Raw genomic sequence first — 25990 nt, forward strand, 5'->3', positions numbered from 1 at the left:
TTATGGCAGCCGGCGGTCAATCTCGAAGGCCAGGCAGAGCTCGGCGACGTCCTTCGGCCGCGACAGCGACCGGCCGGTGTGCTCCTCGATGCGATGCAAGCGGTGTCGCACGGTGTTCGGGTGAACGTAGATCCGAGCAGCCGTCTCGTTCGCCGATCCGCCCGCGTCGAGCCACGCCCGAAACGTCTCCACCAGAATCGCGCGCTCCTCGTCCGGCAATGCGTTCAACCCGCCCAGCACGGACCGGCCGATCCGTTCCATCACCTCAGGTGAACTGACCGCGGCGTAGGCGAGGGGAGAGTCCTCGAAGACGCTGACGAGCGAGTGATCCGACGACTTGGCGGCCAGGGCCAGTCGGGCCAGGCGCAGCGCATCGCCCGTATCGCCGAGATTGTCGAAGTCCGGGCTGATGCCCACCCGTGCGGTCGCGGCACTGCGCAGCACCCGGATGAGCGTCGTTCGTGACTCGGTCCGCGGCAGGTAGACGATGCCGACTTGCAGATCCGGCAACAGTCGCCAGGCCGACCGGATGTCGTGTGCGTCAAGCTTGGCGGCGATCTCCGGCAACCCGAGCTTGCCGATCGCCGGAACCTGCGCGGCGACCACGACGAACGGCCCGGCGACTGGCAAGCGCAACAAATCTGCCGCATCCCAGAGGTTCTGGGTATCGGTGATCCGGCGGAACAACAGCGCCTCGACCAGCGCCGAGCGCTCCTCCTCGCGTTGCAGCATTTGCACGGTCAGCTGATCCCGATACGCGCCCGCCATTGCCTGTGTGAAGGTTTCGTGCGCCTGCAGGATCTGTGCGGTCGTGTCGAGGATGGCTTCTGCGCGCATCCCCGACTGGCGTGCCGCAGTCACGGTTTCTTCCCACATCACCCGGAACCCGACCCGGTACGCCGACATCACGGCGGTCAACGGGACACCGGCGACCGCCCGTGCGGCGCCCGTCTCTTCGGCGGGCGCCACGTCGAGATCGGTATCGCCAGCTAAGGAACGAATGACGAAAGTGGTGTTAGCCAAACAGCTCTCGCGCAGATCATCGAGAGTCACGACGCCGCTGGAACCGTAGAAATCGACCTCGCGGGCGATGGCGTCGGTCACCGCGTCGCCGAGTTCGCCGATACGAGCCAGCATCAGCCGGCTCAACTCCACTGCGCTCATGGTCAAACACTAGAGCCGGCCGGCTGCTGCGCACCCCCGACTGCCGATCTCAGCTGCTCCCGGCGATCATGGCGGCCGCTTTCTCCCCGACCATGACGGTTGGGGCGTGGGTATTGCCGTGCGGGATGGTCGGAAACACCGACGCGTCGGCCACCCGCAGTCCGCGGACGCCGTGCACGCGCAACTCCGGGTCCACCACTCCGTCGCTGTCCGTGCCGATACGCGCGGTGCAACTGGGGTGGTAGGTGTGTTCGACGTTGCGGCGCACTTCCTCTTCGATGCCTGCCCGGATGCTCACCTTTGGTCCCGGATGGATCTCGTCGCCGAGGAACTCCGCGAGTGGACCCGCCGCAGCGACCTCGCGGGCGCGCTCGATGCCCGTCACCATCGCCTCCATGTCATCGGATTCGGCAAAGTAGTTGAAGGTGACCGCGGCCTTGTCCTTCGGGTCGGCACTGCGCAACCGGACCTGCCCGGTGCTTTGCGCGCCCACCATCGAGCAGCCGATCGCGAATGCCGGTTTCGCGTGCTTGCCAAATCCGTGCTCCCAGAAATAGCCCGGTGCGGCGATGAACTGCATATACGGCGCGTCATCGCCGGCGCGGGTATGGAAGAAGGCGCCGGCCTCACCGATATTGGAGGTGAGCAGACCCCGCCGGCGCAACACATAGTTGAGCAATTGCACCGGGTTTTCGGCACCGGCCAGGGTGCCCTTGGCGGTCGTTTCGTAGTTGACCAGGTACATCGGGTGGTCCATGAGGTGGCTACCGACGTTGGGATTGTCCACGACCACCGCAATGTTGTGCTCGCGAAGGTGATCGGCGGGTCCGATCCCGGACAGCATCAACAGCTGCGGCGTGTTGAGTGCTCCGGCGGCGAGGATCACCTCTCGGTCGGCGCGCACCACCTCCCGCTTGCCGTCGCGTTCGACTTCCACGCCGGTGACGCGGTCTCCGTCCAATTGCAGCCGACGCACGAACGTGTCCGTCCACACCGTGAAGTTGTCCCGCTTGCGGGCGGGTTTCACGTATCCGTCGGCGGTGGTCCAGCGTTGCCCGCGGTGCTGGGTGAGCTGGTAGAGGCCGGCGCCGAGTTGGTCGGAGCCGTTGAAATCGTCGTTGCGGGGCAGACCGGTCGCGGCCATCGCCTCCACCAGTCGCTGACTGAGTTCGTTCGGCGACCTCGGATCTTCGATGTACAGGGGACCGGTGGATCCGTGAAAGTCGTTGGCGCCCCGGGAGTTATGTTCGGACCGTTTGAACAAGGGCAGCACCTCGTCGTAGGACCAACCGACCGCGCCCGCCTTCGCCCATCCGTCATAGTCGGCGCGGTTACCGCGGATGTAGATCATCGCGTTCATCCCGCTGCAGCCGCCGAGATACTTGCCGCGGGGTTGATAAATCTTGCGGCCGTTCAGATGCGGCTCGGGTTCGGTGTAGAACTCCCAGTCGTGCTTCGTCTTGAACTGCTTCGAGAACGCCGCTGGGATTTGGATATTGAGGTGTCGACCGGAGCCGCCGGCCTCGATGAGCAGGACTCGTGCGGACGAATTCTCGGAGAGCCGGCCCGCGACGACTGCGCCGCCCGATCCCGCCCCGACGACGATGTAGTCAAAAGTAGTCATAGTTGTTCCTGAGTGGTCGAAGTGAATCAGCAGATATTGCAATCGGTTCAGCCACGCAGGGCCGACGCGAAGATCTTGGGTAGCCGGGTCCATTTCGGGTCCGCGGCGAATGCCGTGAGCAGCTTGCCGGTTTTGGCGGCCGTCTTGTTATCGACGAACCACGGCGGCTTCGGTGAGAGCGCGAACTCACCGTGTAGCAGCGAGCGCGGCGCCGGTCGGAACGGGCCGCGCACGACAGTGCGTTCCACGCGGTCGATCAACCACGCGTTGTGCACCACGCCGATTCCGCTTTGCACGTCGGCGATGGTGTGGCCCGGGAACGCGCCCCACGATGCTGTCGGCGTCAGGTAACCCACGCCGGTCCAGGCGTTGATGGCGATTGTGCCGTAGCGCAAATCCTCGACCAGCTGATCAAACGCGGCGCCGAGTTCGGAGATGGTGGCCGGTTTGGCGATGACGTTTACGCCGAGGGTTCCGGTGAACGTCTCGTTGGCGGTGCGGGCTGCTGCCGCGGCGAACTCGGCCCCGTCGCCGGAGATCTCGACCACGCCCAGGACTGGAGCGAAGTACTCGCCGGACAGAATCGGCTCGTCCGCGCGCGGTTCGACGCCGGTGACCAGGAGTCGCTCGCCCGCCGGTCCGAGGCGCTCGGCGTGTGGATAGGCGGTGCTGGCCTGCGCGACGCGGTCGTCGCTGCCCGGGTAGTACGCGCGTCGGCCCGGCGCATTGGCCATGGCCGAGCGCAGGGCTGTCAGGAATTGATCCTTCTGAGGCCAGTCCGAGGAGACGATCAAGGCCTGTGCGGCCACGCAGTTGTAGCCGCCGTTGTGCAGCCGCTGAGTGGCAACATGCTCGGCCTGAAACGCGATGTCCGCCGCGCTCCACTGCCCGGGCAGCACGATTGTCGGCGATACTCCGCCGAGCTCGCTGGTTACCGGCTTGCTCAGCTTCGGCGCTCCGTTCTGTTTGCGCTCTTCGGCTTCTGCGCCGGTCCCCCATACGATCGCGTCGTGTGTCCTGGCGCTGCCCGTCATGTGCACATGCGCGACGAGATCATGGTTGACCAGATAGCCACCGACCTCGGCGTCGCCGGTGAGCAGCCGGACCGCGCCCAGCTCGATCAGCGGGGCCAGGATCTTGCTGAAAACCGGCAGTAGCGGGTCGGTGATGGGGTTGAGCTTGAGCGCGACCACCCGGTTGTGCGCAATCAACTCGTAGAGAGTGTCCAGCGGGGCGATCGAGGTGATGTTGCCGGCGCCCAGGACCGCGCCGATGCCGTTGGTGCGGGCCGGATTGAGTTGAGCGAGGCCGGCACTTGCTTTTGCGGCGGCGCTGTCGACGCCACGTTGCAGCCACACCTTGGCGCTGAATCCATTGAGCAGCAGGGCATCGAACGGCCCGGTCGGCAGCACGTCGATGGTGACCCGGTCGCTGGCAGTGCCGAAGGAGGCGTTGTCCAACGGGCTCCGCCCACGGTCGATGGCCTCGAGGGTTTCGGAGAGGGCGGCCAGACTGGCGGCCATCACATATGGTCCCGAGATCCATTCCTCACCGGCGAGTTGCGACGAGCCTTGCAGACCCTTGATTCCGACGGCGGCGTCCACCCACTCCTGCGCATGCTCTCGGGTGAGTTCGCGCACCCGATCCAGCAGCTCGCGCCGCTCCGGCAGCCCGAGCGCGGCCCACCGCTGCTCTCCTTCGGCGAGGTCGGACAGTGCGGCATCCACCGCAGCATGCGCTGCCGGCGCCTTTTTGGTAACCACTTGCGATCCTCCGGATTCTCGACGATCCGCCGCGGACGGGAGTCCGCAAACGCTGCTGATATGAGTGTGCGCGTGCCAGCGCTGCGCGAACCATGTGCCGCGGTAGCGGATCTACCGGCTTGCAATTGTGCTGAAGCACTAGTGGATACGGGGCGGGCCTGAGATGGATCCGTCATCGCATTGTGCGCACGCACAAACTTATAGTGGCGTGGGTCACATCCGGTCGATAGGCTGGGCAAGTGACCGCCGCATCGTCCTTAGCTGGTGCCCGCTACCCGCTGGCCGCAAACCTGCTCGACAGTGTCGAGGCGCTGACCGACGAGCTGATCATCCGGATCACTGATGCCGACAGCTCCTATGCCGATCCCGGGCTGTTGACTGTCGAGGAGCTCCGCGAAGCGTGTCTGCACAACCTCACCGAGATAATCCGAGCGCTCACCGGTGCCCAACCGCCACTGCTGCGACCGGCGCGGGCTGTCGGACGACTCAAGGCCGAGCGCGGAATTCCAATCGCCGCCCTGCTGCACGCCTACCGCGTCGGCGGCAGGTTGATTTGGGAATGGCTCACCGAAAGATCCTCCGGGCCGGGCGACCCGCAACTGCACGAACTTGCGACGACGCTGTGGGAACTCATCGACACCTTCTCCGATGCCGCCGTGGAGGCATATCGCGACACCGAGATCCTGCTCGTGCATGCAGACGCACAATCGCAAAACCGATTGATTCGTTCGCTTTTCGATGACAACTCGAGCAATCCGGTCAGGGTGCTTACCGCGCTGCGCACTCTGGGCCTGCCCGAGAAGGGCCCGTTCGCGGTCGTGGTCATCGAGCCGGCCGATCCCGGTGCTGCGCTGCCGGGCAATTTGGTGCACGCATTGAAAGACATTGGGGTGCATTCGGTGTGGGATGCGCAGATCGACGCGCACGCCGGATTGTTGGCGTTCTCAGCGCAGTCAGCGCTCGAGCGCGCCACCGCGAGGCTGCCGGAGCTCGTTGCCGGCCGAATCGGTCTCAGTGCGAGCTTCGTCAGCTACACGGCGATACCGGCCGCCGTCGTCGAAGCCCGCATTGCGGCGCAGAGCGTCCGCCAAGGTTCGCGGACGGCACTGCGTTTCGGGGCGGACCCGGTCGCTCATTTGCTGGTCGCGTTGCCTGACGCCGGCCGCCGCGCTGCCACCCAAATCCTGGGGCCGGTGCTACGACTGCCAGATGTCGAGCGCGTCGAGCTGCTTGCCGTTCTGGAGGCGTGGTACCGCTGTGGCGGATCAGCCGCGGCGGTGGCTGACCTGCTGCATTGCCATCGAAATACGGTGCGCTACCGCCTCCGCAAAATTCGCGATCTGACCGGCCGCGACACCGCCGACCCCGCGCAATCGGCGGACCTACACCTGGCGTTGCAGGCCGTTGCGCTGCTCGGCGCTGCGCCAACCGGAACAGGGGAATCCGCATAGCGTCGGAGATCACAGTTCCGACCCCGTTGTGTCGGCTCACACCGAGAACTAGCCGCCGTTGTTCTCGGTGCTATCGCCAACCGCCGCGACCGGCACCACCATGGAAGGTAGCCAAGCAAGCGCAACGTCGGAGGTCGTCGCGACGAGTGACGACATCCGTCCGGAGCCGCGAAATCGACACACCCACAACAGAAAGCACGAGGTAGTCATGGCTGTCGCACAACCGGACGAATTGGCCGCTCCACTGGATTTGCTGCTCACGAGTGCTTCTCGGCCGTTTCTCGGTCGGATGATGCCGAACGACACGTGGACCCGCTTCGCAGCGAATTTGGCCAAGCACCCCGGAAAACTGGCCAACCGGGGTGGCGATCTGGCAAAGGAGTTGGGCAGCATAGCGATCGGGAAATCCGATCGGGCTCCGGCGCGCGCCGACAAGCGTTTCACCGATCCAGCTTGGGAACAGAACCCGGTTCTGCATCGGACGATGCAGGCCTATCTGGCCGCGTCGGACACCGTGGAACAGCTTCTTGCCGACGCGCGGCTCGACTGGCGCGACAGCGAAAAGATGCGCTTCGTCATCGACAACGTGCTCGAGGGACTTTCGCCGTCGAACAATCCGTTCCTTAGCCCGCTGGGGTGGAAGGCGTTGATCGACACCGGCGGACTGTCGGCGGTTCGCGGAGCGCGCGCGTTCGCCCGCGACATGCTCTCCCAGCCACGGGTGCCGGCGATGGTGGATCCGGACGCCTTCGCGGTCGGGGAGTCATTGGCAACCACCAAGGGCGCCGTCGTGCTGCAGACTCGCGTGTTCGAGCTCATCCACTACGCGCCGCAAACCGACAAGGTGCACGAGGTGCCGTTGTTGATGGTGCCGCCGGTGATCAACAAGTTCTACATCATGGACTTGGCACCCGGACGCAGCATGATCGAGTACTTCCTGCAGCAGGGCCAGCAGGTGTACGCCATCTCCTGGCGCAATCCGCAAGCGCGGCATCGGGAGTGGGGGTTCGACACCTACGGCGCGGCAATCGTCGAGGCCCTCGACGCAGTCTGCAAGATCGCCGGAACCGACCGGGCGCACATCATGGCGAGCTGCTCGGGCGGAATCCTGGCGGCCATGGTGGCCGCGCATCTGACGGAGATCGGCCAAGGTGATCGCATCGCTGGATTGACCTTGGCGGTGACGGTGCTGGATCAGAACCGCGCCGGATTCGCCTCCGCCGCGATGAGCGAGCGGGCGGCGCAGGCGGCGATCCGGGCGTCGGCGAAGAAAGGCTACCTGGACGGACGCGCGATGGCCGAGGTGTTCGCGTGGCTGCGCCCGACCGACCTGGTCTGGCGCTACTGGGTGAACAACTATGTGCAGGGCCGGCCGCCCGCAGCATTCGACGTGTTGTTCTGGAACGCCGACACCACCCGGATGGCGGCCGCGCTGCATCGGGACATGGTGATGATGGGCGTGCATAATTCGCTGACCACGCCGGGTGCGGTGAGCATGCTCGGAACGCCGGTGGATCTGTCGAAGGTCGCGTGCGACGCGTACGTTATCGGCGGCATCGCAGACCATATTTCGCCGTGGCAGGCCACCTATCGCAGCGCGCGGCTGCTGGGCAGCAAGGACAACACCTACGTCCTGTCGACGAGCGGGCACATCGCCGCGCTGGTCAACCCGCCCGGCAATCCCAAGGCCTCGTTCCGCACCGGACCAGTTGGGCCGGAGCGTGCCGAAGACTGGATGGCCTCGGCGGAGAAGGTGTCGGGTACCTGGTGGCCGCACTACGCCGCGTGGCTGGCCGAACGCAGCGGTGATGACGTCGACGCGCCGCAGAATCTCGGCGCCGAGAGCTTTCCACCGCTCGGACCGGCGCCGGGCACCTACGTCCTGCAGAAATAGAGAGGCTTCGTCATGGCTACCCGCGTCACGCAACCCACCGATCTACTGGACCTGGCCGGCAAGACCGTCGGCACCACCGACTGGTACGAGATCACCCAGGATCAGGTCAACCGCTTCGCGGATGCGACCGGTGATCACCAATGGATTCACACCGACCCAGAGCGGGCCGCAAAGGGCCCGTTCGGCGGCACCATCGCCCACGGATACCTCACGCTGTCACTGGCGCCGCAGATCCTCGCCGATGTCCTCACGGTCGACAACCTCACTGCCGCACTCAATTACGGGCTCAACAAGGTGCGGTTCCCGGCGCCGGTTCCGGTCGGATCGAAGCTGCGCGCGAGTGTCTCGGTGAAAGAGGCGCAGCAGAAACCAGCGGGAATCGAGGTGGTGTTCGGGCTGGTCTACGAGGTTGAGGGCAGTGAACGGCCGGCTTGCATCGCCGACGCGGTGGTGTTGTACCGGTGACCGAAACCTATGTTGCCGCAGGCGGTCAGCGGATCCGGGTGCGGGTAAAGCAGGGGACCGGAGTCCCGTTGGTGCTCTGCAACGGCATCGGCGCGAGCCTCGAGGTGCTCGATCCACTTGTCGACGCGCTCGATGCGGACCGGACGGTGATCCAGTTCGACGTGCCCGGAACGGGCGGCTCACCGGCTTCAGTTGCGCCGTACGGGTTTCCGTATTTGGCCTGGGTGCTCGGCCGGGTGCTGACCAAACTCGGATACGACGTGGTCGACGTTCTCGGACTGTCCTGGGGTGGCGCCTTGGCTCAGCAGTTCGCGTTTCAGAACCCCCGCCGGTGCCGCAGACTGGTACTGGTGGCCACCGGTACCGGGGTGCTCATGGTGCCCGGTAATCCTCGGGTCCTGTCGAAAATGCTTACTCCGCGTCGGTTCTCGGACCCCAAGTATGCGTCAACGATCGCGCGGGAACTCTATGGCGGGGCGGTACGCCACCATGAGGGCGACATCGAGAAACTGTTCAAGGGACAGTTGCACGCCGGCTCGAGAGTCGGGTACCTGCATCAGTTGCTGGCCGGATCCGTGTGGACCAGCCTGTTTGCGTTGCCGGCTATCCGCCAGGAAACTCTGATCATCGCCGGCGAGGATGATCCGATCATCCCGCTTGCCAACGCGCGCATAATGAATCGCCTCCTGCCGCACTCGCGGGTACACCTGCACGATGGCGGCCACGTCGACCTGGTGCTCAACGCGTCCGAACTCGCACCTGTCATTACCAGCTTCCTGAACGACCCCGGGGAAAGACCGTGAGCGCACTCGACATCGATACGTCCGACTTCTATTCGTACGAACTGTTGCTGTCCGATGAGGAGCGCGCCCTGCTGCATTCGGTGCGCCGGTTCATGACCGACGAAGTGGGACCGCTGGTCCTGGAGCACTGGTCCAAGGCGACCTTCCCGTTCGAGGTCGTGCCCGGCATGCGCAAGCTCGGTATCGCGGGCGTGCCCTATCAGGGCTACGGCTGTCTCGGCGGGCGGTTTTTGCTCGAGGGCATGATCGCCATGGAACTCGCGCGGACCGACTGCTCGATTGCCACCTTCAACGGCGTGCATGGCGGGTTGGCCATGGGGTCGATCTATTTGTGCGGTTCGGACGAGCAGCGCGAACGGTTCCTGCCGGCGATGGCGCGCTACGAAACGATCGGATCGTTCGGGCTGACCGAACCGGAGGTCGGATCGGGCGCGTCCGGCGGGCTGCAGACGACGGCGCGCCGCGACGGTGACACCTGGATCCTCAACGGCCAGAAGAAGTGGATCGGTAACGCCACCTTCGGCGACCTCACGGTGATCTGGGCACGCGACGAGGATGACGGTCGGGTAAAGGGATTCGTCGTGCGCAACGACAGCCCCGGCTTCACCGCCGAGAAGCAGGAGCACAAGATCGCGCTGCGCATGGTGCAGAACGGCTTGATCACACTGGACAATGTGCGCGTGCCGGAATCGGATCGTCTGCAAAACGCCAATTCGTTCAAAGACACCGCCGAGGTGCTGCGCATGACCCGCGCCGGGGTGGCCTGGATGGCGGTCGGCTGCGGAATGGGTGCCTACGAAAATGCATTGGCCTACGCCAAGACTCGTGAACAGTTCGGCCGGCCAATCGGTGGCTTCCAGCTTGTCCAAGACCTCCTCGTGCGGATGCTCGGCAACGTCACATCGTCGTTCGGACTGTGTGTGCGGCTGTCCCAGTTGCAAGATTCCGGACACGCCGAAGACCGGCACTCCTCGCTGGCGAAGGCGTTCTGCACGGTCCGCATGCGCGAAACCGTCGGCTGGGCACGCGAATTGATGGGCGGAAACGGAATCCTGCTGGAACACAACGTCGGCCGGTTTGTTGCCGACGCCGAGGCGATCTACTCCTATGAGGGCACCAGGGAGATGAACACACTGATCGTGGGCCGGTCGCTGACAGGGCTGAGCGCGTTCGTGTGAACCGGCTAGTTTGACTGGTATGCGCAAGCTCTTCGTCATCGGGATCGGCGCGGGCGATCCGGATCAGCTGACCCTGCAGGCGATCAAGGCGATGAACCAGGTGGACGTCTTCTTTGTCATCGGCAAGGGCGCCGAGAAGCAGGAGTTGGTGGACCTGCGCGGGCAGATGCTCGCCGAGCACGTGACGGGCGACTACCGGGTGGTCGAAGTGCCGGACCCGCCGCGCGACCGAACCCCCGACGACTATCGCGCGGTCGTCGATGATTGGCACGATCGACGCGCCGCCGCGCTGGCGGACCAATTTGCCGCCGTCGACGGCGTCGGGGGAATCCTCGTGTGGGGCGACCCGGCACTGTACGACAGCACCCTGCGGATCGTCGAACGAGTGCTGGCGGGGGGCGGTATAGCGTTCGACTACGAGGTGATCCCCGGCATCACCAGCGTGCAGGCACTGGCCGCGCGGCACCGGATCGTGCTCAACAAAGTCGGTGAGCCGGTACAGATTACGACGGGTCGGAGACTGCGGGAAAGCCCAATGGGCGATGCGGTGGTGATGCTGGATGCAGAATGCAGTTTCACCGCGGTCGCAGACGATGACGCCCAGATCTACTGGGGCGCCTATCTCGGCATGCCCGACGAGGTGCTGATCAGCGGCCGGTTGCGCGACGTGGCGGACGAGATTGCGCGGGTGCGCGCCGAACTTCGGGAGCGTAAGGGCTGGATTATGGACACCTACCTGCTGCGCCACTGAATTACCCTGGACTGCATGCCCGAACTACCCGAGGTCGAGGCCCTTGCCCAGTTCCTGCGGCAACATGCCGTGGGGGCGGTCGTCGGGCGAATCGACGTGGCGGCGTTGAGCGTGCTGAAGACGTTCGAGCCGCCCATCACCGACCTGCAGGGCCGCAACGTCACCGACGCCGGGCGGTGGGGGAAACACCTGGGGTTGAACTGTGACGGCTACTGGCTGATCACGCATCTGTCCCGTGGGGGATGGCTGCGCTGGATAGACAACCCCAGCGCGGCGCCGCCCAAGCCGGGCAAGGGTCCGCTCGCGTTGCGGGTGCACCTGTTCACTCCCGAGGCTGAAACGCCGGCGTTCGACCTGACCGAGGCGGGCACCAAAAAGCGCCTGGCGGTGTGGGTGGTGCAAGATCCCACGGAGGTGCCCGGGATTGCGCGACTGGGCCCGGACGCGCTCGCCGTCGACGAGTCCGAATTTGCGCAGATACTCGGGTCGAGTTCGCAGCGCATCAAGAACGCGCTCACCGACCAGGTGTTGCTGGCCGGTATCGGTAACGCTTACAGCGACGAAATACTCCACACCGCGAAACTGTCGCCGTATGCCACCGCGAACAAGCTCACACCGCAGCAAATTTCGTCGCTATACGCCACCATGCGGGATGTACTTGCCGACGCGGTGCAGCGCTCGCTCGGGCAAGACGCGGCGCGCCTCAAGGGGGAGAAGCGATCTGGAATGCGCGTCCACGCGCGGACCGGCCTGCCGTGCCCGGTGTGCGGCGACACCGTTCGCGAGGTGTCGTTCGCCGACAAGTCCTTCCAGTACTGCCCGACCTGTCAGACCGGTGGGAAGGTGCTCGCCGATCGGCGGATGTCGAGGTTGCTCAAGTAGGTTGCGGTAACCCAACCCCTGTGCGTGTTTTTTCACCGCCCGCGGTGAAAAAACACGCACAGGGGGATAGCCCGGGTGCCGTGTTTAACGGCGGTGCCGGTACCCGATCCACGCCTCGCGTTTCTGCCGCCGCGGGTCCGCGATCACCCTCGGCTGTTCGTCGATGATCAGTGTTTCGCGCTTCTCGGCGTCGTACCGCGGCCACTCCGGACCGGGTACGCCGTTGCGGGCGAAGCTGATCCAGTGCGACTGCATTAGTTCGGTGACCTTACGCATCCCGGAGTGCCCACCGAGCAACGTCAACGCGCGACCCAGGCCGTCGGTACCGAAACCGAAGACCGCCAACAACTCCGTGCCGTGCGTGGCACCGATGCGCGTCAGGTCCAGCAGTCGCGGCGAGAAGTCATACCGGTAGCAGTAGGTCGGGGCAAACTGAGAATGGCCCTGCGCGCACAAGATCGACGGTTCCCAGAAGACAACGTCTCCGCCGAGATCTGCCGCGGCCAGTCGACCCGGGTAGCCCGGGTACACGTTCAGCACGCGCGCCTTCACCGCCGGATCGGTCTCGGCGAACATCTCCTCGATGCGGCTCTTGTTGGTGGGGATGATGTCCATGAATAGCGGAAAGAACCTGCCCTCATGGGAATTAGTGCCGATGATCAGCGGCACCGAATGCGCGGTTCCGGCCGCGAACGCGTCGAGCGGGTGCTGGGGAAGGACGTCTCCGTCGACCACGGGCGCGGTGGCGCGGGTGCCGGGTTGATCATCGGCGCACCAGCGGGTGAGCTGATCGGTGGCCCTGACCAACTGCTCGGGCGTCGCCGACAGCAGAGCCTCCTGCGGCGACCCAGCTTCGGAGGCAAGGAGTTCCAGGAACCGCTGGGCCCACGTCTTGGCGCGCTCCGGGCTGTATACCGATGCGGCCGGCGGGCTCTGCGCGATCCCGCGGGCGAACAATCCCCGGGTCGCGGGGGTGCACATGAGCGTCGTGACGGCATTGCCACCGGAGCTTTCCCCGAAGATCGTGACGTTGTCGGGGTCACCGCCGAATGCGGCGATGTTGCGTTGCACCCACTGCAGTGCCGCGATCTGGTCCCGCAGGCCGACGTTCGTCTCGAAGACCGTGTCGGGTGTCGAGTACTGGCTGAAGTCGAGATAGCCCAGCGCACCCAGGCGGTAGTTGATGGAGACAAAGACGATGTCCCCGGTGCGGGCCAAATGGTCACCGCGGTAGAGCGGCCGCGCCGATGAGCCGCTCACATAGGCGCCGCCGTGGATGAACACCATCACCGGGCGCGGGTGCTCACTGGGTGCGGCCGGTCGGCAGACGTTGAGGGTCAAACAGTCTTCACTGCTGCGGTTTTCGCCGCGTTGCGGTGCCGGGGCGCCGAATCGGCGAGCATCACGCACACCATCCCAGGGCGCTACCGGGTGTGGGGCACGGAACCGCAGTTCGCCGACCGGTGGTGCGGCGTAAGGAATTCCGCGCCAACTCAGAATATTGGCGTCGCGGCGGCCACGGACGACGCCGGTGTCGGTAGTGACCTCGAGGGCGTCGCTCATCCCAGCGATTCCTTGGACTGTGCTCCGGTTGCTGGGTCGGCTCCGGCTGATGGGTCGGCTCCGGCTCGCTCCGCTCCTCGCTGCGCTGCGGTGCTCACTCGCCTCCGCCTCCCGGCCGCGACCACAGATCGGCGTAATTGCCCTTGTAGGACTGCCACGCCTCGCGGCGATCGCGCTCCAGGTCCGACACCACCCGCGTTGGGTTGTCGAAGATGAAGGTCTTCCGTTGCGGAAGCTCGTATTTCGGCCATGACGGCAACGGTCGGCCGTAGCGGGCGAAATTTAGCCAATGCGACTGCATCGCGTTGCTCACCTGGCGGAAGCCGCGGCGACCACCGGCGGCCGTGATGCCGAACTCCATCGGCTCGTTCTTGATGCCGAACACCGGCAGCATCTCCGCGGCGTGCGTGGCGCCAAGCCGCATGCGGCGCAGCACCGTGGTGGTGAAGTCGAAGCGGTAGTTGTAGGTCGGTGCATGCTGCGAATGCGATTCGCACACCGCGATCGTCGGACGCCAGAACATCAGGTCACCACCGAGCCGGACCGATGCCCGCGGTTCGGCATGCCGTTCATAGGTAGCTGCAATGCGTTGGTGCGCTTCGGGATCGGTGACAGCGAACACCCGGCGCAGCCGTTCGACCGTGGTGGGCATGACATCGAGGTAGCGGGCGAACAACGCGCCTTCATCGCGGTTGGTGCCGATGATCAGCGGTACCCGACTTGCCGTGCCATCGGCGATCGCATCCAACGGTGACTTCGGCAGCAGCTCACCGTCGATGACTGGAACCATCGGGAAGAAGCCAGGGCTACTGAGGACGCAGTCACGAAACGCGCGGAAGGCTGCGCGGCGCAACTCGTGCGGGTCCGCCTCGGTGAGCGCGCTGACCGCGTCGGCTGGCGTGGCGCCAAGCGCGTCAATGCATTCCCGCGCCCAGTGCGCGGCATCCTCACGGTTCATTTCCCAGTCGCCCGGCGCACTTTCGGCGATCGCGCGATGGAAGAGCCCGTGTGCGGCGGGCGTCGCCAGCAGCGCGGTCACCGCATGCGCACCGGCGGATTCGCCGAAGATGGTCACGTTGTTCGGATCACCGCCGAACGCGGCGATGTTGCGCTGCACCCATTCGAGCGCGGCGATCTGATCGCGCAGTCCCAAGTTGGATTCGAACGGACGGTCCGTGGTGCCAAAGGAACTGAAGTCGACATAGCCGAGCACGCCGAGCCGGTAGTTCATCGACACCAGCACGACGTCACCGCGCGGCACCAGGTGCTTGCCCGAGTAGAGGCCCATCGCCGATGTGCCCATCAAATAGCCGCCGCCGTGGATGAACACCAGCACCGGTCGCGGCGAGCTCGCCGGGCGGGCCGGCGCGGTGACGTTGAGAGTGAGGCAGTCCTCGCTCGTCGGCTGATACTTGCGGTACCCCAGTACGGCTCCACTGCGGTTCTGGATCGACGCGTACCCGAAGGTGGTGGCGTCGCGTACACCGGTCCATGGCGTGACCGGCCGCGGCGCGCGAAACCGCAAATCACCGACCGGCGGGGCCGCATACGGAATCGAACGCCAGTACACGACGGGACCGGAGCGCACGCCGCGAATGTCGCCGTCGGCGGTGCTAACTGTCGTCACACTCACCTTCGCGATGATAACGGCGCGCGACGGTACTGCTCGAGCAGGCGCAACCACACTTCGCTCACCGTCGGATACGCGGGTACCGCATGCCACAGCGCGTCCAGCGGCACCTTGCCGACCACCGCAATGGTCGCGGCGTGCACGAGTTCCCCGACGTCGGGCCCGACGAAGGTTGCGCCGAGGAGCGTGTCGGACGCGGTGTCGACCACGAGTTTGGCTCTGCCGCTGTAGTCGTCGCGGTCAAGGCTCGAGCCTGCCACCGCAATGTCCAACTCGACGGTGGCCACCGTGAATCCGTCACTGCGAGCGGCCTTCTCGGTGCGGCCCACCCAGGCCACCTCGGGATCGGTGAAGACCACCTGGGGCACTTCGCCGTGGTCGGCGCGAGCCGTGCAGCGCGGGTGGTCGAGGGGGAGACCCTGTGCCCGGGCGGCGATCACGTCGCCACACACTCGGGCTTGGTATTTGCCCATGTGGGTCAAGGGAGAGCGACCGTTGATGTCGCCGACCGCGTAAAGCCAGTCGCCGTCGACGCCGCGCACGGTCAACTGGTCGTCAACGTCGAGATAGCGGCCCGGTTCGAGCCCAACGGCGTCGAGTCCGAGAGCGTGGCTGCGGGGTTTGCGGCCGGTGGCAACGATGATTTCGTCGACGGTAAGGCGCTCGTCGGCTACCTCCACGCTGACCTCGCCCCCGTGGAGGCAGCCTTCACCGCGCGCCTCAGGGTCCGCTCGCCGCACCTGGGTAACGTTGGCGCCAAAGAGAATTCGCGCGCCATGCGCGCGCAATGCGTCGGCCACGCGGTCTCCGGCGAATGGCTCGGCACTGGCCAGTAGCCGGTCACCGCGAACCACCATGGTGAGTTCGGAAACCCCTAACGACAACAGCCACGTCGCGGCCTCGCAGGCCACGACTCCGCCGCCGATGACAAGCACCCGCTGCGGAATTTCATGCATGTTGGTGACGTCGCGTGAGGTCCAGGGCAGCGCGTCGGCCAGTCCGGGTGTGTTGGGAATCGCGGCGCTGGTTCCGGTGGCGATGACAACGGCATCACGCGCGGTGAGGGTGCGACCATCGACCTCGACGGTGCGCACCCCGGTGAGGCGTGCACTGCCCCGGAGCACGTCGATGCCAGTGTTTTCGGCCCAGTGCACCTGCGATTCGTCGTTGTGGTTGTGCGTGAAGGAGTCCCGACGCTCGAGCACCGCTTTCGCGTCGAGGTTGGCTGAACCGAGTGCCTCCCGGACTCCGGGCATCGCCTGCGCCGCCGCAAGGACGTGGCCGGGTTTGAGCAATGCCTTGCTGGGCATGCACGCCCAATAGGAACATTCACCGCCGACCAGTTCGCTCTCGATGAGCACCGCCGTGCGGTCGCTGTCGGCGATTGCGTACTGGGCCGCATTCTCGCCGGCGGGTCCGGCGCCGATGACGATGACGTCGTAGGTGGAGGTGGTCATTGCTCGGCTCCCGCGCGTTACTGCAGGTAGCCTTCGACCTGGTCGGCCGACTGCACGTGCGCATCGGCGGCGGGTTGGCCACTGTCGATCTGTGCTCGTCGCCGCCGCAGCAGATCCCAGCACTGATCCAGCGTGGTCTCGAGTTCGGCGAGCCGACGCTGCTCGACCTCGGGAGCTATCTCGCCCGCCGCCGTTTTGGCGCGCAGTTTGTGCTCGTCGTCGACCAGTTGATTGATGGTAGCGAGAAGGTCGGATTCGCTCATGTTCCCCACCTTACGGAGTGCGGCAGGGCACCGACAGGTTTGGGAAAGCATCCGCCAGGTTCGCGACAGCCTCCGCCAAGTCCGGTTTGCTGCAGGCGGTGTACCCGAGAACGATCCCGTGGCGGCGCGGCTCGCCGAAGTGGTGACGCGCCAGCCCATCGAGCAGGATCCCCGCATTGCCCGCGCGCCGGATCAGGCGTTCCTCGACCACAAGCGACGGCAGCTCGATGACCACGTGTGACCCGGCAGCATCACCGCGCACGTCGATGTGCTGCGCACGCAACGAGTCCACGACTATGGATCGGCGTGTGGCGAGTTCGCGGCGTAAGCGCCGCAGGTGCCGGGCCAGGTCGCCCGACCGGGCGAGTTCGACAAATACGCGCTGACCCGCGGGACTGGGGCCCATGCCCGCTGCCTCCCGCCGCTCGGCAACCGCGGCGGCCACGGCCGGGGGCGCCACCATCCATCCGGCGCCGAGCGTGGGCGTGAGTATCTTGCTGGTCGTGCCAAGGTGCACCACTACGTCCGGGCCGATGCTAGCGAGCAAAGGCAATGGCGCTGTGTCGTAGCGTAATTCACCGTCGTAGTCGTCTTCGAGCAGGAGCCAGCTATGCTTGCGTGCACAGCGGACCAACTCGACCCGACGTTCGGCTGGCAGTCGCGCGCCGAGCGGATACTGGTGTGCCGGTGTGCAATACACGGCCGAGACATCAGCGGGGATGGCGTCGACGCAGATGCCGTGTTCGTCGGTGCGGATCGGCGCCAACCGCATGCCCGCCGCCTGGAGCGCGGCGGCGGCGCGCCCGTAACCCGGTTCTTCGATGGCCACCCGGCTTCCCGCCGCAAGACTCACTGAAGCGACTTCGAAAGTGGCTGAGCTGGTTCCGGCAGTGGCGAGTACCGCTGCGTCGGTGGCCGCCAGGCCGCGGTGCCGCAGGAGATGCTCCACCACCGCATCGTGAAACTCCGGTAAGCCGGTGCGTATCGGGCGGAGCAGGGCAGGGCGGTCCGCGGCCGCGCGCCAAGCCCGACGCCAGGCGGCGGAATCAATCGCCTCGAGGCAGGGCGCCCCCGGGATGAGCGAAATCCGGTCGCCCGACTCGGTGGCCTTTCCGGGGGCAGGACGCCGCGATTGCGCCGGTTCGGGCACGGCGGCCACGTAGGTTCCGGATCCATGCCGTCCCCGGATCCAGCCCTCGGCATGCAGTTGTTCGTACGCCGCCGCTGTGACGGTACGGCTCACGTCCAGGCGCTGGGCCAGGCCGCGTGAGGACGGAAGCCGGTCGCCGACGCGCAGGTGGCCGTCCGATGCCGCGGCGCGAAGCGCATCGGCGAGCTGCACCGACAGCGGGGTCCCCGCCATCCGATCCAGAATGATCGGCAGCTCGTCGGACACAAGTGGCCTTTCAAACTAGCGCGGAAATGGCTCTTTCAGAATGCCACTTTCCCGATGAAGGTGAAAGCATGAGTACAAGACCGTCGCTTTCGCCGACTTCCCGAAGCACCGTGCGCCGACTGCGCGAACGCGCCCAACTCGATCGCGCGGCGCTCGACGCCGTGCTGGACGAGGGCATCATCTGCCACCTGGGGATTGTGCTGGATGACGCTCCGGTGGTGTTGCCGACGGGATACGGCCGAGACGGAAACACGCTGTACTTCCACGGCTCGACGGGCGCGCGGAGTCTGTGTGCCGCCGACGGCACCGAGGTGTGCGTGACGGTCACGCTGCTGGACGGACTGGTGTATGCCCGTGCGGTGATGCACTTTTCGGCCAACTACCGCTCCGCGGTCATCCACGGCAGGGCGCGGCTGGTCACCGATCCGGAGGAACGGTTGCACGGCCTGCGGGTGCTCGTCGAGCACATGGCGCCCGGATCGTGGGACCGGGCACGCAAGCCCAACGTTAAAGAGTTGGCTGCAACGCAGGTGCTGGCGCTGGATCTGACGGAGGCGGCCGTGAAGATGCGCAGCGGCGGGCCCAACGACGATGCTGATGACGTGCAGCGCGGTGGCGTGTGGGCTGGTGTGCTGCCAGCGCGAATCGTTTGGGATGCACCGCAGCCCGCGGCGGATCTGGAGGACGACGTCGAGGTGCCGGAGCTCGTCGCTACCAGGTCTCGGCCCGCAGTCCCCACTTTCGCAGCTCCGCGGTAGCCAGATCGCGCAGCTGCGCGTTGCTGGTGATGCGCGCAGCGGTCGCCACGAGCGCTAGCGTGTAGCCGTCACCGAACCGGCACAGGTAGGCAGACAGCGCATTTCGGGTATGTCGTAGGTGTCGTCGGGTAAGCCCGGGATGTATCGCCCGCGCGGCGAATCCGCTCGCCGGGTGTGGGCCGAAGTGTTCGAGCGCGCTGGGAACCTGGCCGATGTTGGAGCACATCACATCTCGATCGCCGACGTCGCGGGTTGCGGCGTAAGCGAGGCGCGCGGGGAACAGCTGCAACCACTGCTCGGGTAGGCCGGGCGCCGCGCCGTCCGGATGCGAATAGCCCTGCGTGATACGTGCTTTCAGATCGGCGAGATTCTCTCCCGCGCGCACGGTGGTGCCGGTCATCGTGATCGAGTTGGTGGGTTCGTCGCCACGTCGGGCGTCGACGGGCAGGCTGACTGTCACCGGCCTCGCCGCCTGCAGCAGGTTGACACTGAGCGCGACGAAAAGACTGTTCGCGGAAGCATCTTGGGATTTCGCGACGTCATCCCATTGGTTGGCGTCGACAGCCAGAATTGCGCTGCGTGCGGGCGCAATCGTAGGGACCTTGCCTTCGCGCGCAGCCGCTTTGGGCCGTCGGGCGGAGAACCGTGTTTCGCGTGCGATGGTGGCCATGGTGGTCCGAGCGTCCGTCCAGTCGGTCACATGCTCGGTCCGGATGGGGCTCGTGTCGCCGGCGAGTGCCTTCTCGACCGCGCGCAAAAGTCCGCGGGCGTCGGTCAGCACGTGTGAGCAGGTCAGCGAAACGACGGTGCCGCCGCCCTGGATGCGGGTGGCGGACAGTCGCCAGCCGGGCCCCCGCAGCGGATTGAGGTTGGCCCCTTGGGAATCGGCCCACGCCAGCACGCGCTCGGGCGGAATTTCACGCTGCGAGTAGGTCATGGGATACGCGGCGTCGTTGAGCTGCCAGTACGGCCTCGCGCCCGGTACCGGCGACCGCACCACCCGCCGTCCGAGCCACCCGGACCGCAGCGCGTCGTGGAGGTGCATGAGCAGTACCTGCTCGACGGCTTCCTCGGTGCGCCACAGGCCCTGCATGACGATCGGCGTGCCGAGGCCCTGGTGGGTGCGCAGGAAGATTTGATCGATAGTGCTGAGCCGGTCGTCCACTCGGGCGAGCGTAGTTCGTTACGCGGGCTGGCCGTGCCGGCCGGCCCCGGCCGCGAACCGCTGCGCGCCCTGCAGCGCGCCTTCGAGGACGGTGACGCCGTGTTTCAGCTCGGCGGCGATCGCGGTGGACTCGTCGAGGCCCTCCTGCTCGAGCATCGACATCCGATCGCTACGCAGGCACTGTTGCGGCAGCGCGGCAAGCTCGGCCGCGAGTTCCTCGGCCGCGTGCCGCGCCGTGCCGGTGCGCACCACCCTGTTGACCAGTCCGATCTCGAGCGCCTCCTCGGCTGGCACGGCCCGACCGGTGAGAATCAGGTCCATCGCACGGCTGGCTCCGATCAGTCTGGGTAACCGCACGGTTCCGCCGTCGATGAGCGGCACGCCCCAGCGGCGGCAGAAGACGCCGAAGGTGGCGTCCTGCTCGGCAATCCGAAGATCGCACCACAGCGCCAGCTCCAGACCACCGGCGACGGCGTATCCCGCAACAGCGGCGATCACCGGCTTGGACAGCCGCATGCGAGTGGGGCCCATCGGACCGTCCCCGGTTTCCGACACGACATTGGAATTCTCCGTGCCGAGCGCCTTGAGGTCCGCGCCCGCGCAGAAGGTGCCGCCCTCGCCCCACAACACAGCCACCGCGGCGTCAGGGTCGGAATCGAACTCGCGGAAGGCGTCCGCCAACTGCCCGGCGGTGGGGCCGTCGACTGCGTTGCGCGCGTGCGGGCGAGACAGGATCACCGTGAACACGGGACCCCTGCGTTCGATACGTACGGTCATGGGCACAACGTACGGGATTCTGCCCCGCGTGGGCGTGTGCCAATCTGATCCAGGTACCGGAGGTCAGACGGCGGAGGCTTGTGCCGACTCGGCGCTTGGTTCGTTGAGCAATCGGAGGTGTCCTGCGCGCGTCAGGGCCTGTTCTCTGGTGCTCGCATCGAGTTTGCGGTAGAGCGCGCGCTTTTGCGTTTTGACGGTGTTGGTCGAGACGAAGAGCTTTTTGGCCATCTGGTGGACGGTCAGCTTTTGTGAGATGAGCTGGAGCAGCTCCGTTTCCCGTCGAGTGAGGCGTACGACGGGAAGTTCGGTATCCGGAAATACCGCGATATCGGCGGGTACGGCCGCGGGTGTCGACGCCGATAGCTCGGCAAGGCTGCGTCTTTGCGCCGCGCTCAGGAACGCGAATGGGACGTAGCAGGCGGATTGGCCGGCCAGTGCGGTCGCTGTGCGCCAACACTCGGCGGCTGCGCGCTCGTGACTGAGCTGCAGCTGGGCGGCGGACTCTGTCAGCAGGGCGTCTATGCGCATGCGGGGTGGGACGTTGTTGCCGCGCGCGACCTGCGCGACGGCGGCTAACGCGGCCTCCGGTGCGCCCGTGAGCAGTTCGGCTCGCCCGCGGGCGAGGAGAAGCGCTGGGCTGGTTGAGGGGCCGGTGTCGGCGAGAACGGCTGCGGCCGCGTTGGCATGTCCCGCAGCGAGATTGAGGTCGATGCGCATGGCTGTGAGTAGTCGGTGACACGCGGATTCGGTGAAGTAGTAGTGCGAGTGCTGCTGGAGTGTCCGGTCCAGCCAGTCCAGGCCTTCGTTCGCGCGTCCGCTCAGTAGGGCGGCGAGGCTGCGAACGTAGGCGTGCACTGCCCAGCGCTCTTCGCGGAACTCGGGTTCGCCGGCCTGCGCCAGCACAGCTTCGGCCGCATCGAAATCGAAATTCTCGAGATGGCACAGGGCTGTCGCGCAAAGCCCAGGCAGCCGAACCGTTCGACCTCGTCGTCCCGGTGGGTACGGCTGCTCGGACTCCTTGTGCAACCAGTCCCGGGCCCGGCCGAGGTCGCCCTGCAGCGCCCAGTTCCACGCAAGCTGACCCGCGGCGCTGCGACGCACCACCTGGCTGCCCGCCCGAAATGCGAATTGCAGTTGCGTGGCCGCGTCTTGCAGTTGACCGGCCAAGCCGAACGCGGTGGCCAGTTGCATCCGCAACATCGACCGTTGGGCGTCCAAGTGCGGGGTGTTCGCCTCGAACATGGCGTCGAGGATGGTGTGGGCCTGCGCGGCAGTCTCGGCGGCCTCCCGGCAGTACCCGAGCCGGCGCAAACCGATCACTCGCACGGTGGCGAGGATGGCGATCCGCATGGCGTCGGGCCCCTTGCCGATTTCCACCAACTCCGGGTCGGAGGTGGGCAGGTCGACGTCGATCAGCGGCATCTCGGACAGTCCGGTGAGCAGCACCCGTGCGGCCTGTACCAGCGGGAACTCGCCGGCCCGGCCAGCGGGAAAGGTGCCGAGTACCCGAACTGTGCCGTCGAAGTCCTCATCGATCACCTGCGCAAAATGCTGGCCGAAGATCTTTGCGACCAGCGGCCAATTGGCGGCGTCGGCCGCGTATTGCATGGCCTCGGCCGGGCGACGCTCGGAAACGCATTTCCAGGCAAGGTCGGTGAGGGCCTCGCCGACGTATCCCGGCATTTCGCGGTGGGCGATCCGCAACAAGCTCGCGCGCAGCCCCGCCGGGTACTCGAGTTTGTTGTCGCGGAAGCGGCGCTGTAGCAACCCGAGTCGCTCAACCGCTGGCGCGGAAACGTGAACGGCCAGCGCAGAGTCGTGCTCGATCGTGCGCATCGGCGCCAGCCGCAGCACCACCCGCCGCCAGGGCGCCACGGCGTCGTCGGACAGGATTTCCTCGGCCATGGCCGTCAACCGCGCGCGATACTCCGGGGCCAATCCACCGCGTGGGTCGACGGCGGGATACCCCAACCGTTTTGCCACTCCGATGGCCAACAGTGTCGGGGCTATCTCGCCGCGTACGGTGCGGTGCAGCCGTTCACACGCGTCCACAGTGGCAACCACGCCCGCCGACCGGTGCAGCGCCTCGATCTCCTCGACGGTGAAGCACAGCTGTTCGGGACCTATCTCCACATACGAGTCGGTGGCTAGCAGTTGGGCGGTTGTAAAGACGGCGGTGCGGGTTTCCACGATGGCGCAGACTCGGGGGCAGTGGCGCAGGATGTCGATCAACTGGTCGCTCGCCGCCGCATCGTCGCAGTCGCTGAACTGTTCCAGCACCAGGACGACATCGCGATCCAGCGCACCCAGCGCGGCGGTCAACGCAGAAGAGGCTGACGCGTCTGCCACGGCTCCGGTCAAGCCCAGCTGGCAAGCCGCTCTTGCCCAGTACTCGGTGGCGCCTGCCGGACCGCCCGGTATCCGCACCACCGCCCGGTGGGTGCCGAACCGCGCCAGCCATGCGTCGATCAACGTCGACTTGCCTGCCATGCGCGGACCGCGCACAATCATGAGCCGGACGCGTTCGCCGAGTTGGTCAGTCAACCGGACTCGCCACAGATCTTCAGGTAATACACTGCCGGACACAACGATTCCCCCGTCGTAGCTTGCTCGTGCGAGAATCACCCCGCAACTCATCCCAGCACGGCCGAATCGGTTCGCGCATCCGGAGATTGGCATTTGACCCCTAAATGAGGTCACAGGTGCTTACGATGCTGCGACCGTCACGCGCTCGCGTAGATCTACGGGTCGCGGTGCCCGCCAAGTGATTTCGATGATGAATTGCTCTCCGTAGTCCTGCCTGGTTTCGACGAGGTTCTCGGGGGGCTCGAACGTCGTGGAATCGTGGTCGAGGGCCGCAGCCCCACCAACCATGAGCAGAGATCCGCCGGCGGGGTGGGGGAACACGCTGACTGTCAGGCCGGTCCCTTCCGGCGCGGAATTGATTGCGGCCAAGATTCGTTGGCCGACATAGCGCGCGGTCTCGTCGTCGGGGGCGTCGATGTCGCCTGTGCGCAAGGCTAATTCGACCCCACGGCGACGGGCGCGCGCACTGGCTTGACTCAGCCAATAACCCATGTGCAGTAGTTCGGGACTGAGCATCAACAGCTGTCGCAGGTATCGTTCTTCGCGTGCACAGGCCGCTTGCACCGCCGGATCGACCGGGTCGGCCTCGTTCCGGCCGATCCGTTGCAGGAGTGTGACGGCAGACTGGAGCCCGGCGACGCGCCAACGGGACCGTGCCCGGTCGGACGCTCGGCGCGTTTCAAGACGAAGCCGATCTTGTGCTGCCGCTCGCGTGTTTGCGATGGTGCGGGCGCCGATACGTTCGATCGCGGAGTGGAAGTGCCAGAACCCCGCGAGCACCGGAACGGTACACAGGCCGCCGACGATCGCAATCGATGTGTACGGGGAGTCCGCCGCCCACATCCCAGCGGCGAGTACGGCGGTGACGACTATAAAGGTAGCGGTCGCGTACAGGAAGGTCGATGCGGTGGCCGAAAAGTAAAGCAGAATCACCGCCGGAACCGTGGTGCCGAGTATTTGCCATAGTGTGACGTCCGTGTGTCCGAAGCCCACACCCGCGAAGGACAGGACGAATGCGGCTGGCGTGCTGAGGATGAGGACACCTTGCAACCACCATGGGAGCAGTCGGTCGTCTCGGACCGTCAGCCAGGCGAGTAGGCCGGTCAGTGCCACCAATCCGAGCATGGCCCAGGTGGCACTGAATGTCCCGAACCGGTTGGTGAACTCGATCCAGACCCCTACGGCGACGACGCTCGCGGACCACATCCAACAAGCGCGCGCCTGCGTTGCCGCGATCTGTGTGGGCGAGACGGCGTCAGTGCCAGTCGCGTCGCCATCGGATCTCTCGAGGGAGTAGCCCAGTGCGACCTTCGTGCCGCGCATCGGCGCGGAGGTGAGCGTGACTTCGATGCCGTGTTCGCGGCAGCGCGCCAGGATGGAATTGTTTATTCCGTAACCGGCGTCGGCGGTTGCGTCGTACCCGACACCGTCATCGGTCACGGTGATCGAGAGATCGTGCTCTGTCGCATCGATGCCGACCGTCGCGTATGACGAGCCGGAATGTTTGGCGACGTTCAGCAGCGCCTCGTGCACCGCGCCGCGAAGCGCATGCAAAACCTCCGGCGGGACCGACTGCTCCCAACCTTCGGCCAACGCGGTTTCCTCGCTGCGGCGCACGTCTATCCCGGCAGCGCGGCCGAGCGAGACAACGTCGGCGAAGAAGTCCGGCGCTGGCTGATCCGCGGCGGATTCAGCCAGCAAGGACTCGGCGATCGCGACATCGTGCGCACAGCGGTCGCGCACGATGTCGCGTTGTTCGAGGATCCGACCTCCGCCGGCGATGGCCGCCAGGGTATTGACAACAGTGTCGTGCAGGGTCCGCGAGGACTCGGCTGCGGCGCGACTGGCGGATTCCGCAACGGCGACATCTCGGCGGTTACGTTCGGCCAGCAGTTCTTCGCGATCGGCCGCCGCCGCGAAGCGGCGCAGGTATCGCATGGCGAGCCAGCCGAAAATCCCGATGGCCGTCTGCGTGACGAACGCGGACCGCACCAGGACCGGGTCCCAATCCGGGTGCCCAAGCGCGAGCGAGGTGCCAGCGACGATGCCCACGAAAATGGGAACCAGCACCGCGGCCCGGCCGCGCAACAGCATTACCGCGCTGATCGACGTCAGGTTGGTTATCCAGCAGTTGGCAAAGGTGATCACATTGTTCAGCGCCGGTGCGACGACATAAGCAAGGGCGACCGCGCACGAATTCGCGGCGAACATCCAGCCCAGAGGTACTCGCGACGTGTACAGCGCGGCCGCAGCGATCGAGGCGACGGCGAGGAATGTGAGCGCGACGAGCGGGAACCAATTCCGTGCGACGCCTGACATCCACAACAGAACGCACATCATCAGCGGGCCAAGGATATTCGGAGTCGAAATTGCTCGTCGCAACGATTGTTCGAGGCTTGCCGTCGCCCAGCCCGATTCGC

At 66.0% G+C, this 25990-nt stretch carries 20 protein-coding genes; 8 read left to right on the forward strand and 12 right to left on the reverse strand.

Going from position 1 to position 25990, the window contains the following annotated elements; genetic code table 11:
- From FOS14_RS10325 to FOS14_RS10335, 3 genes are read right to left on the reverse strand one after another with little or no spacing between them, the layout of a single operon-like run.
- Nucleotides 1–1164 carry a CdaR family transcriptional regulator gene (locus tag FOS14_RS10325; RefSeq protein ID WP_143770220.1) on the reverse strand — a complete coding sequence of 388 codons (1164 nt, stop codon included), beginning with the start codon at nt 1162–1164 and terminating at the stop codon, nt 1–3.
- A 49-nt stretch (nt 1165–1213) separates the two neighbouring features.
- On the reverse strand, nt 1214–2788 hold the full coding sequence (locus FOS14_RS10330) for a GMC family oxidoreductase (protein ID WP_143770222.1): 1575 nt from the start codon (nt 2786–2788) through the stop codon (nt 1214–1216).
- A 47-nt stretch (nt 2789–2835) separates the two neighbouring features.
- Nucleotides 2836–4551, reverse strand: coding sequence for an aldehyde dehydrogenase family protein (locus FOS14_RS10335; RefSeq protein WP_143770223.1), 1716 nt, complete (start codon nt 4549–4551; stop codon nt 2836–2838).
- 239 nt (nt 4552–4790) lie between these two features.
- On the opposite strand from FOS14_RS10335, the gene FOS14_RS10340 reads away from it, so the two are divergent.
- The 7 genes from FOS14_RS10340 to FOS14_RS10370 all read left to right on the forward strand — a co-directional run bounded on the left by FOS14_RS10340 (nt 4791) and on the right by FOS14_RS10370 (nt 11975).
- A complete protein-coding gene (locus FOS14_RS10340; protein WP_143770225.1) occupies nt 4791–6002 on the forward strand; it encodes a CdaR family transcriptional regulator in 1212 nt (403 codons plus the stop codon).
- Nucleotides 6003–6210: 208 nt separating this feature from the next.
- Nucleotides 6211–7896, forward strand: coding sequence for an alpha/beta hydrolase (locus FOS14_RS10345; RefSeq protein WP_143770226.1), 1686 nt, complete (start codon nt 6211–6213; stop codon nt 7894–7896).
- A gap of 12 nt (nt 7897–7908) precedes the next feature.
- Nucleotides 7909–8361 (forward strand): MaoC family dehydratase, encoded by a 453-nt coding sequence (locus tag FOS14_RS10350; protein WP_143770228.1) that lies wholly within the window; start codon nt 7909–7911, stop codon nt 8359–8361.
- Entirely contained in the window at nt 8358–9164 is an 807-nt protein-coding gene (phaZ, locus tag FOS14_RS10355; protein WP_255450228.1) for a poly(3-hydroxyalkanoate) depolymerase, read from the forward strand. Before FOS14_RS10350 ends, phaZ begins: the two co-directional genes overlap by 4 nt.
- Nucleotides 9161–10342, forward strand: coding sequence for an acyl-CoA dehydrogenase family protein (locus tag FOS14_RS10360; protein WP_143770232.1), 1182 nt, complete (start codon nt 9161–9163; stop codon nt 10340–10342). Before phaZ ends, FOS14_RS10360 begins: the two co-directional genes overlap by 4 nt.
- 19 nt (nt 10343–10361) lie before the next feature.
- On the forward strand, nt 10362–11093 hold the full coding sequence (gene cobF / locus FOS14_RS10365; RefSeq protein WP_143770233.1) for a precorrin-6A synthase (deacetylating): 732 nt from the start codon (nt 10362–10364) through the stop codon (nt 11091–11093).
- Nucleotides 11094–11108: 15 nt separating this feature from the next.
- On the forward strand, nt 11109–11975 hold the full coding sequence (locus FOS14_RS10370; protein WP_143770235.1) for an Fpg/Nei family DNA glycosylase: 867 nt from the start codon (nt 11109–11111) through the stop codon (nt 11973–11975).
- An 84-nt stretch (nt 11976–12059) separates the two neighbouring features.
- Here the strand turns inward: FOS14_RS10370 and FOS14_RS10375 are convergent, their stop codons facing one another.
- From FOS14_RS10375 to FOS14_RS10395, 5 genes are all read right to left on the reverse strand, one after another.
- Nucleotides 12060–13538 carry a carboxylesterase/lipase family protein gene (locus tag FOS14_RS10375; RefSeq protein ID WP_143770236.1) on the reverse strand — a complete coding sequence of 493 codons (1479 nt, stop codon included), beginning with the start codon at nt 13536–13538 and terminating at the stop codon, nt 12060–12062.
- A gap of 94 nt (nt 13539–13632) precedes the next feature.
- Nucleotides 13633–15171, reverse strand: coding sequence for a carboxylesterase/lipase family protein (locus FOS14_RS10380; RefSeq protein ID WP_143770238.1), 1539 nt, complete (start codon nt 15169–15171; stop codon nt 13633–13635).
- The gene (locus tag FOS14_RS10385; protein ID WP_143770239.1) at nt 15168–16625 is read right to left on the reverse strand and encodes an NAD(P)/FAD-dependent oxidoreductase; all 1458 of its coding nucleotides are present in this window, start codon (nt 16623–16625) and stop codon (nt 15168–15170) included. The genes FOS14_RS10380 and FOS14_RS10385 overlap by 4 nt, the downstream gene beginning before the upstream one ends.
- A 17-nt stretch (nt 16626–16642) precedes the next feature.
- Nucleotides 16643–16888: a DUF2630 family protein gene (locus FOS14_RS10390; protein WP_143770240.1), complete on the reverse strand. Its 246-nt coding sequence runs from the start codon at nt 16886–16888 to the stop codon at nt 16643–16645.
- A gap of 10 nt (nt 16889–16898) precedes the next feature.
- A complete protein-coding gene (locus tag FOS14_RS10395; protein WP_143770515.1) occupies nt 16899–18251 on the reverse strand; it encodes a PLP-dependent aminotransferase family protein in 1353 nt (450 codons plus the stop codon).
- 101 nt (nt 18252–18352) lie between these two features.
- On the opposite strand from FOS14_RS10395, the gene FOS14_RS10400 reads away from it, so the two are divergent.
- Complete coding sequence (locus tag FOS14_RS10400) at nt 18353–19042, forward strand: pyridoxamine 5'-phosphate oxidase family protein (protein WP_143770242.1); 690 nt, start codon at nt 18353–18355, stop codon at nt 19040–19042.
- On the opposite strand, the gene FOS14_RS10405 is transcribed toward FOS14_RS10400, so the two are convergent.
- From FOS14_RS10405 to FOS14_RS10420, 4 genes are all read right to left on the reverse strand, one after another.
- Complete coding sequence (locus tag FOS14_RS10405) at nt 18996–20207, reverse strand: hypothetical protein (protein ID WP_143770244.1); 1212 nt, start codon at nt 20205–20207, stop codon at nt 18996–18998. The two genes, FOS14_RS10400 and FOS14_RS10405, sit on opposite strands and share 47 nt — an antisense overlap.
- An 18-nt stretch (nt 20208–20225) precedes the next feature.
- On the reverse strand, nt 20226–20984 hold the full coding sequence (locus FOS14_RS10410) for a crotonase/enoyl-CoA hydratase family protein (protein ID WP_143770245.1): 759 nt from the start codon (nt 20982–20984) through the stop codon (nt 20226–20228).
- Nucleotides 20985–21047: 63 nt separating this feature from the next.
- Nucleotides 21048–23528, reverse strand: coding sequence for a LuxR family transcriptional regulator (locus FOS14_RS10415; protein ID WP_185981711.1), 2481 nt, complete (start codon nt 23526–23528; stop codon nt 21048–21050).
- Between the two features lie 162 nt (nt 23529–23690).
- Nucleotides 23691–25889 carry a sensor histidine kinase gene (locus tag FOS14_RS10420; RefSeq protein WP_185981712.1) on the reverse strand — a complete coding sequence of 733 codons (2199 nt, stop codon included), beginning with the start codon at nt 25887–25889 and terminating at the stop codon, nt 23691–23693.
- Nucleotides 25890–25990 lie beyond the last annotated feature (101 nt).

The sequence above is a fragment of the Skermania sp. ID1734 genome, from assembly GCF_007489285.1.
In the GTDB taxonomy this organism is placed as follows: Bacteria; Actinomycetota; Actinomycetes; order Mycobacteriales; family Mycobacteriaceae; genus ID1734.

What these genes read in the sequence shown, in the direction of transcription:
- FOS14_RS10325 (WP_143770220.1), bottom strand. Translation starts at nt 1,164, where the DNA reads ATGAGCGCAGTGGAGTTGAGCCGGCTGATGCTGGCTCGTATCGGCGAA.
- FOS14_RS10330 (WP_143770222.1), bottom strand. Translation starts at nt 2,788, where the DNA reads ATGACTACTTTTGACTACATCGTCGTCGGGGCGGGATCGGGCGGCGCA.
- FOS14_RS10345 (WP_143770226.1), top strand. Translation starts at nt 6,211, where the DNA reads ATGGCTGTCGCACAACCGGACGAATTGGCCGCTCCACTGGATTTGCTG.
- FOS14_RS10350 (WP_143770228.1), top strand. Translation starts at nt 7,909, where the DNA reads ATGGCTACCCGCGTCACGCAACCCACCGATCTACTGGACCTGGCCGGC.
- cobF (WP_143770233.1), top strand. Translation starts at nt 10,362, where the DNA reads ATGCGCAAGCTCTTCGTCATCGGGATCGGCGCGGGCGATCCGGATCAG.
- FOS14_RS10370 (WP_143770235.1), top strand. Translation starts at nt 11,109, where the DNA reads ATGCCCGAACTACCCGAGGTCGAGGCCCTTGCCCAGTTCCTGCGGCAA.
- FOS14_RS10375 (WP_143770236.1), bottom strand. Translation starts at nt 13,538, where the DNA reads ATGAGCGACGCCCTCGAGGTCACTACCGACACCGGCGTCGTCCGTGGC.
- FOS14_RS10385 (WP_143770239.1), bottom strand. Translation starts at nt 16,625, where the DNA reads ATGACCACCTCCACCTACGACGTCATCGTCATCGGCGCCGGACCCGCC.
- FOS14_RS10390 (WP_143770240.1), bottom strand. Translation starts at nt 16,888, where the DNA reads ATGAGCGAATCCGACCTTCTCGCTACCATCAATCAACTGGTCGACGAC.
- FOS14_RS10395 (WP_143770515.1), bottom strand. Translation starts at nt 18,251, where the DNA reads ATGGCGGGGACCCCGCTGTCGGTGCAGCTCGCCGATGCGCTTCGCGCC.
- FOS14_RS10400 (WP_143770242.1), top strand. Translation starts at nt 18,353, where the DNA reads ATGAGTACAAGACCGTCGCTTTCGCCGACTTCCCGAAGCACCGTGCGC.
- FOS14_RS10410 (WP_143770245.1), bottom strand. Translation starts at nt 20,984, where the DNA reads ATGACCGTACGTATCGAACGCAGGGGTCCCGTGTTCACGGTGATCCTG.
- FOS14_RS10420 (WP_185981712.1), bottom strand. Translation starts at nt 25,889, where the DNA reads ATGTCAGGCGTCGCACGGAATTGGTTCCCGCTCGTCGCGCTCACATTC.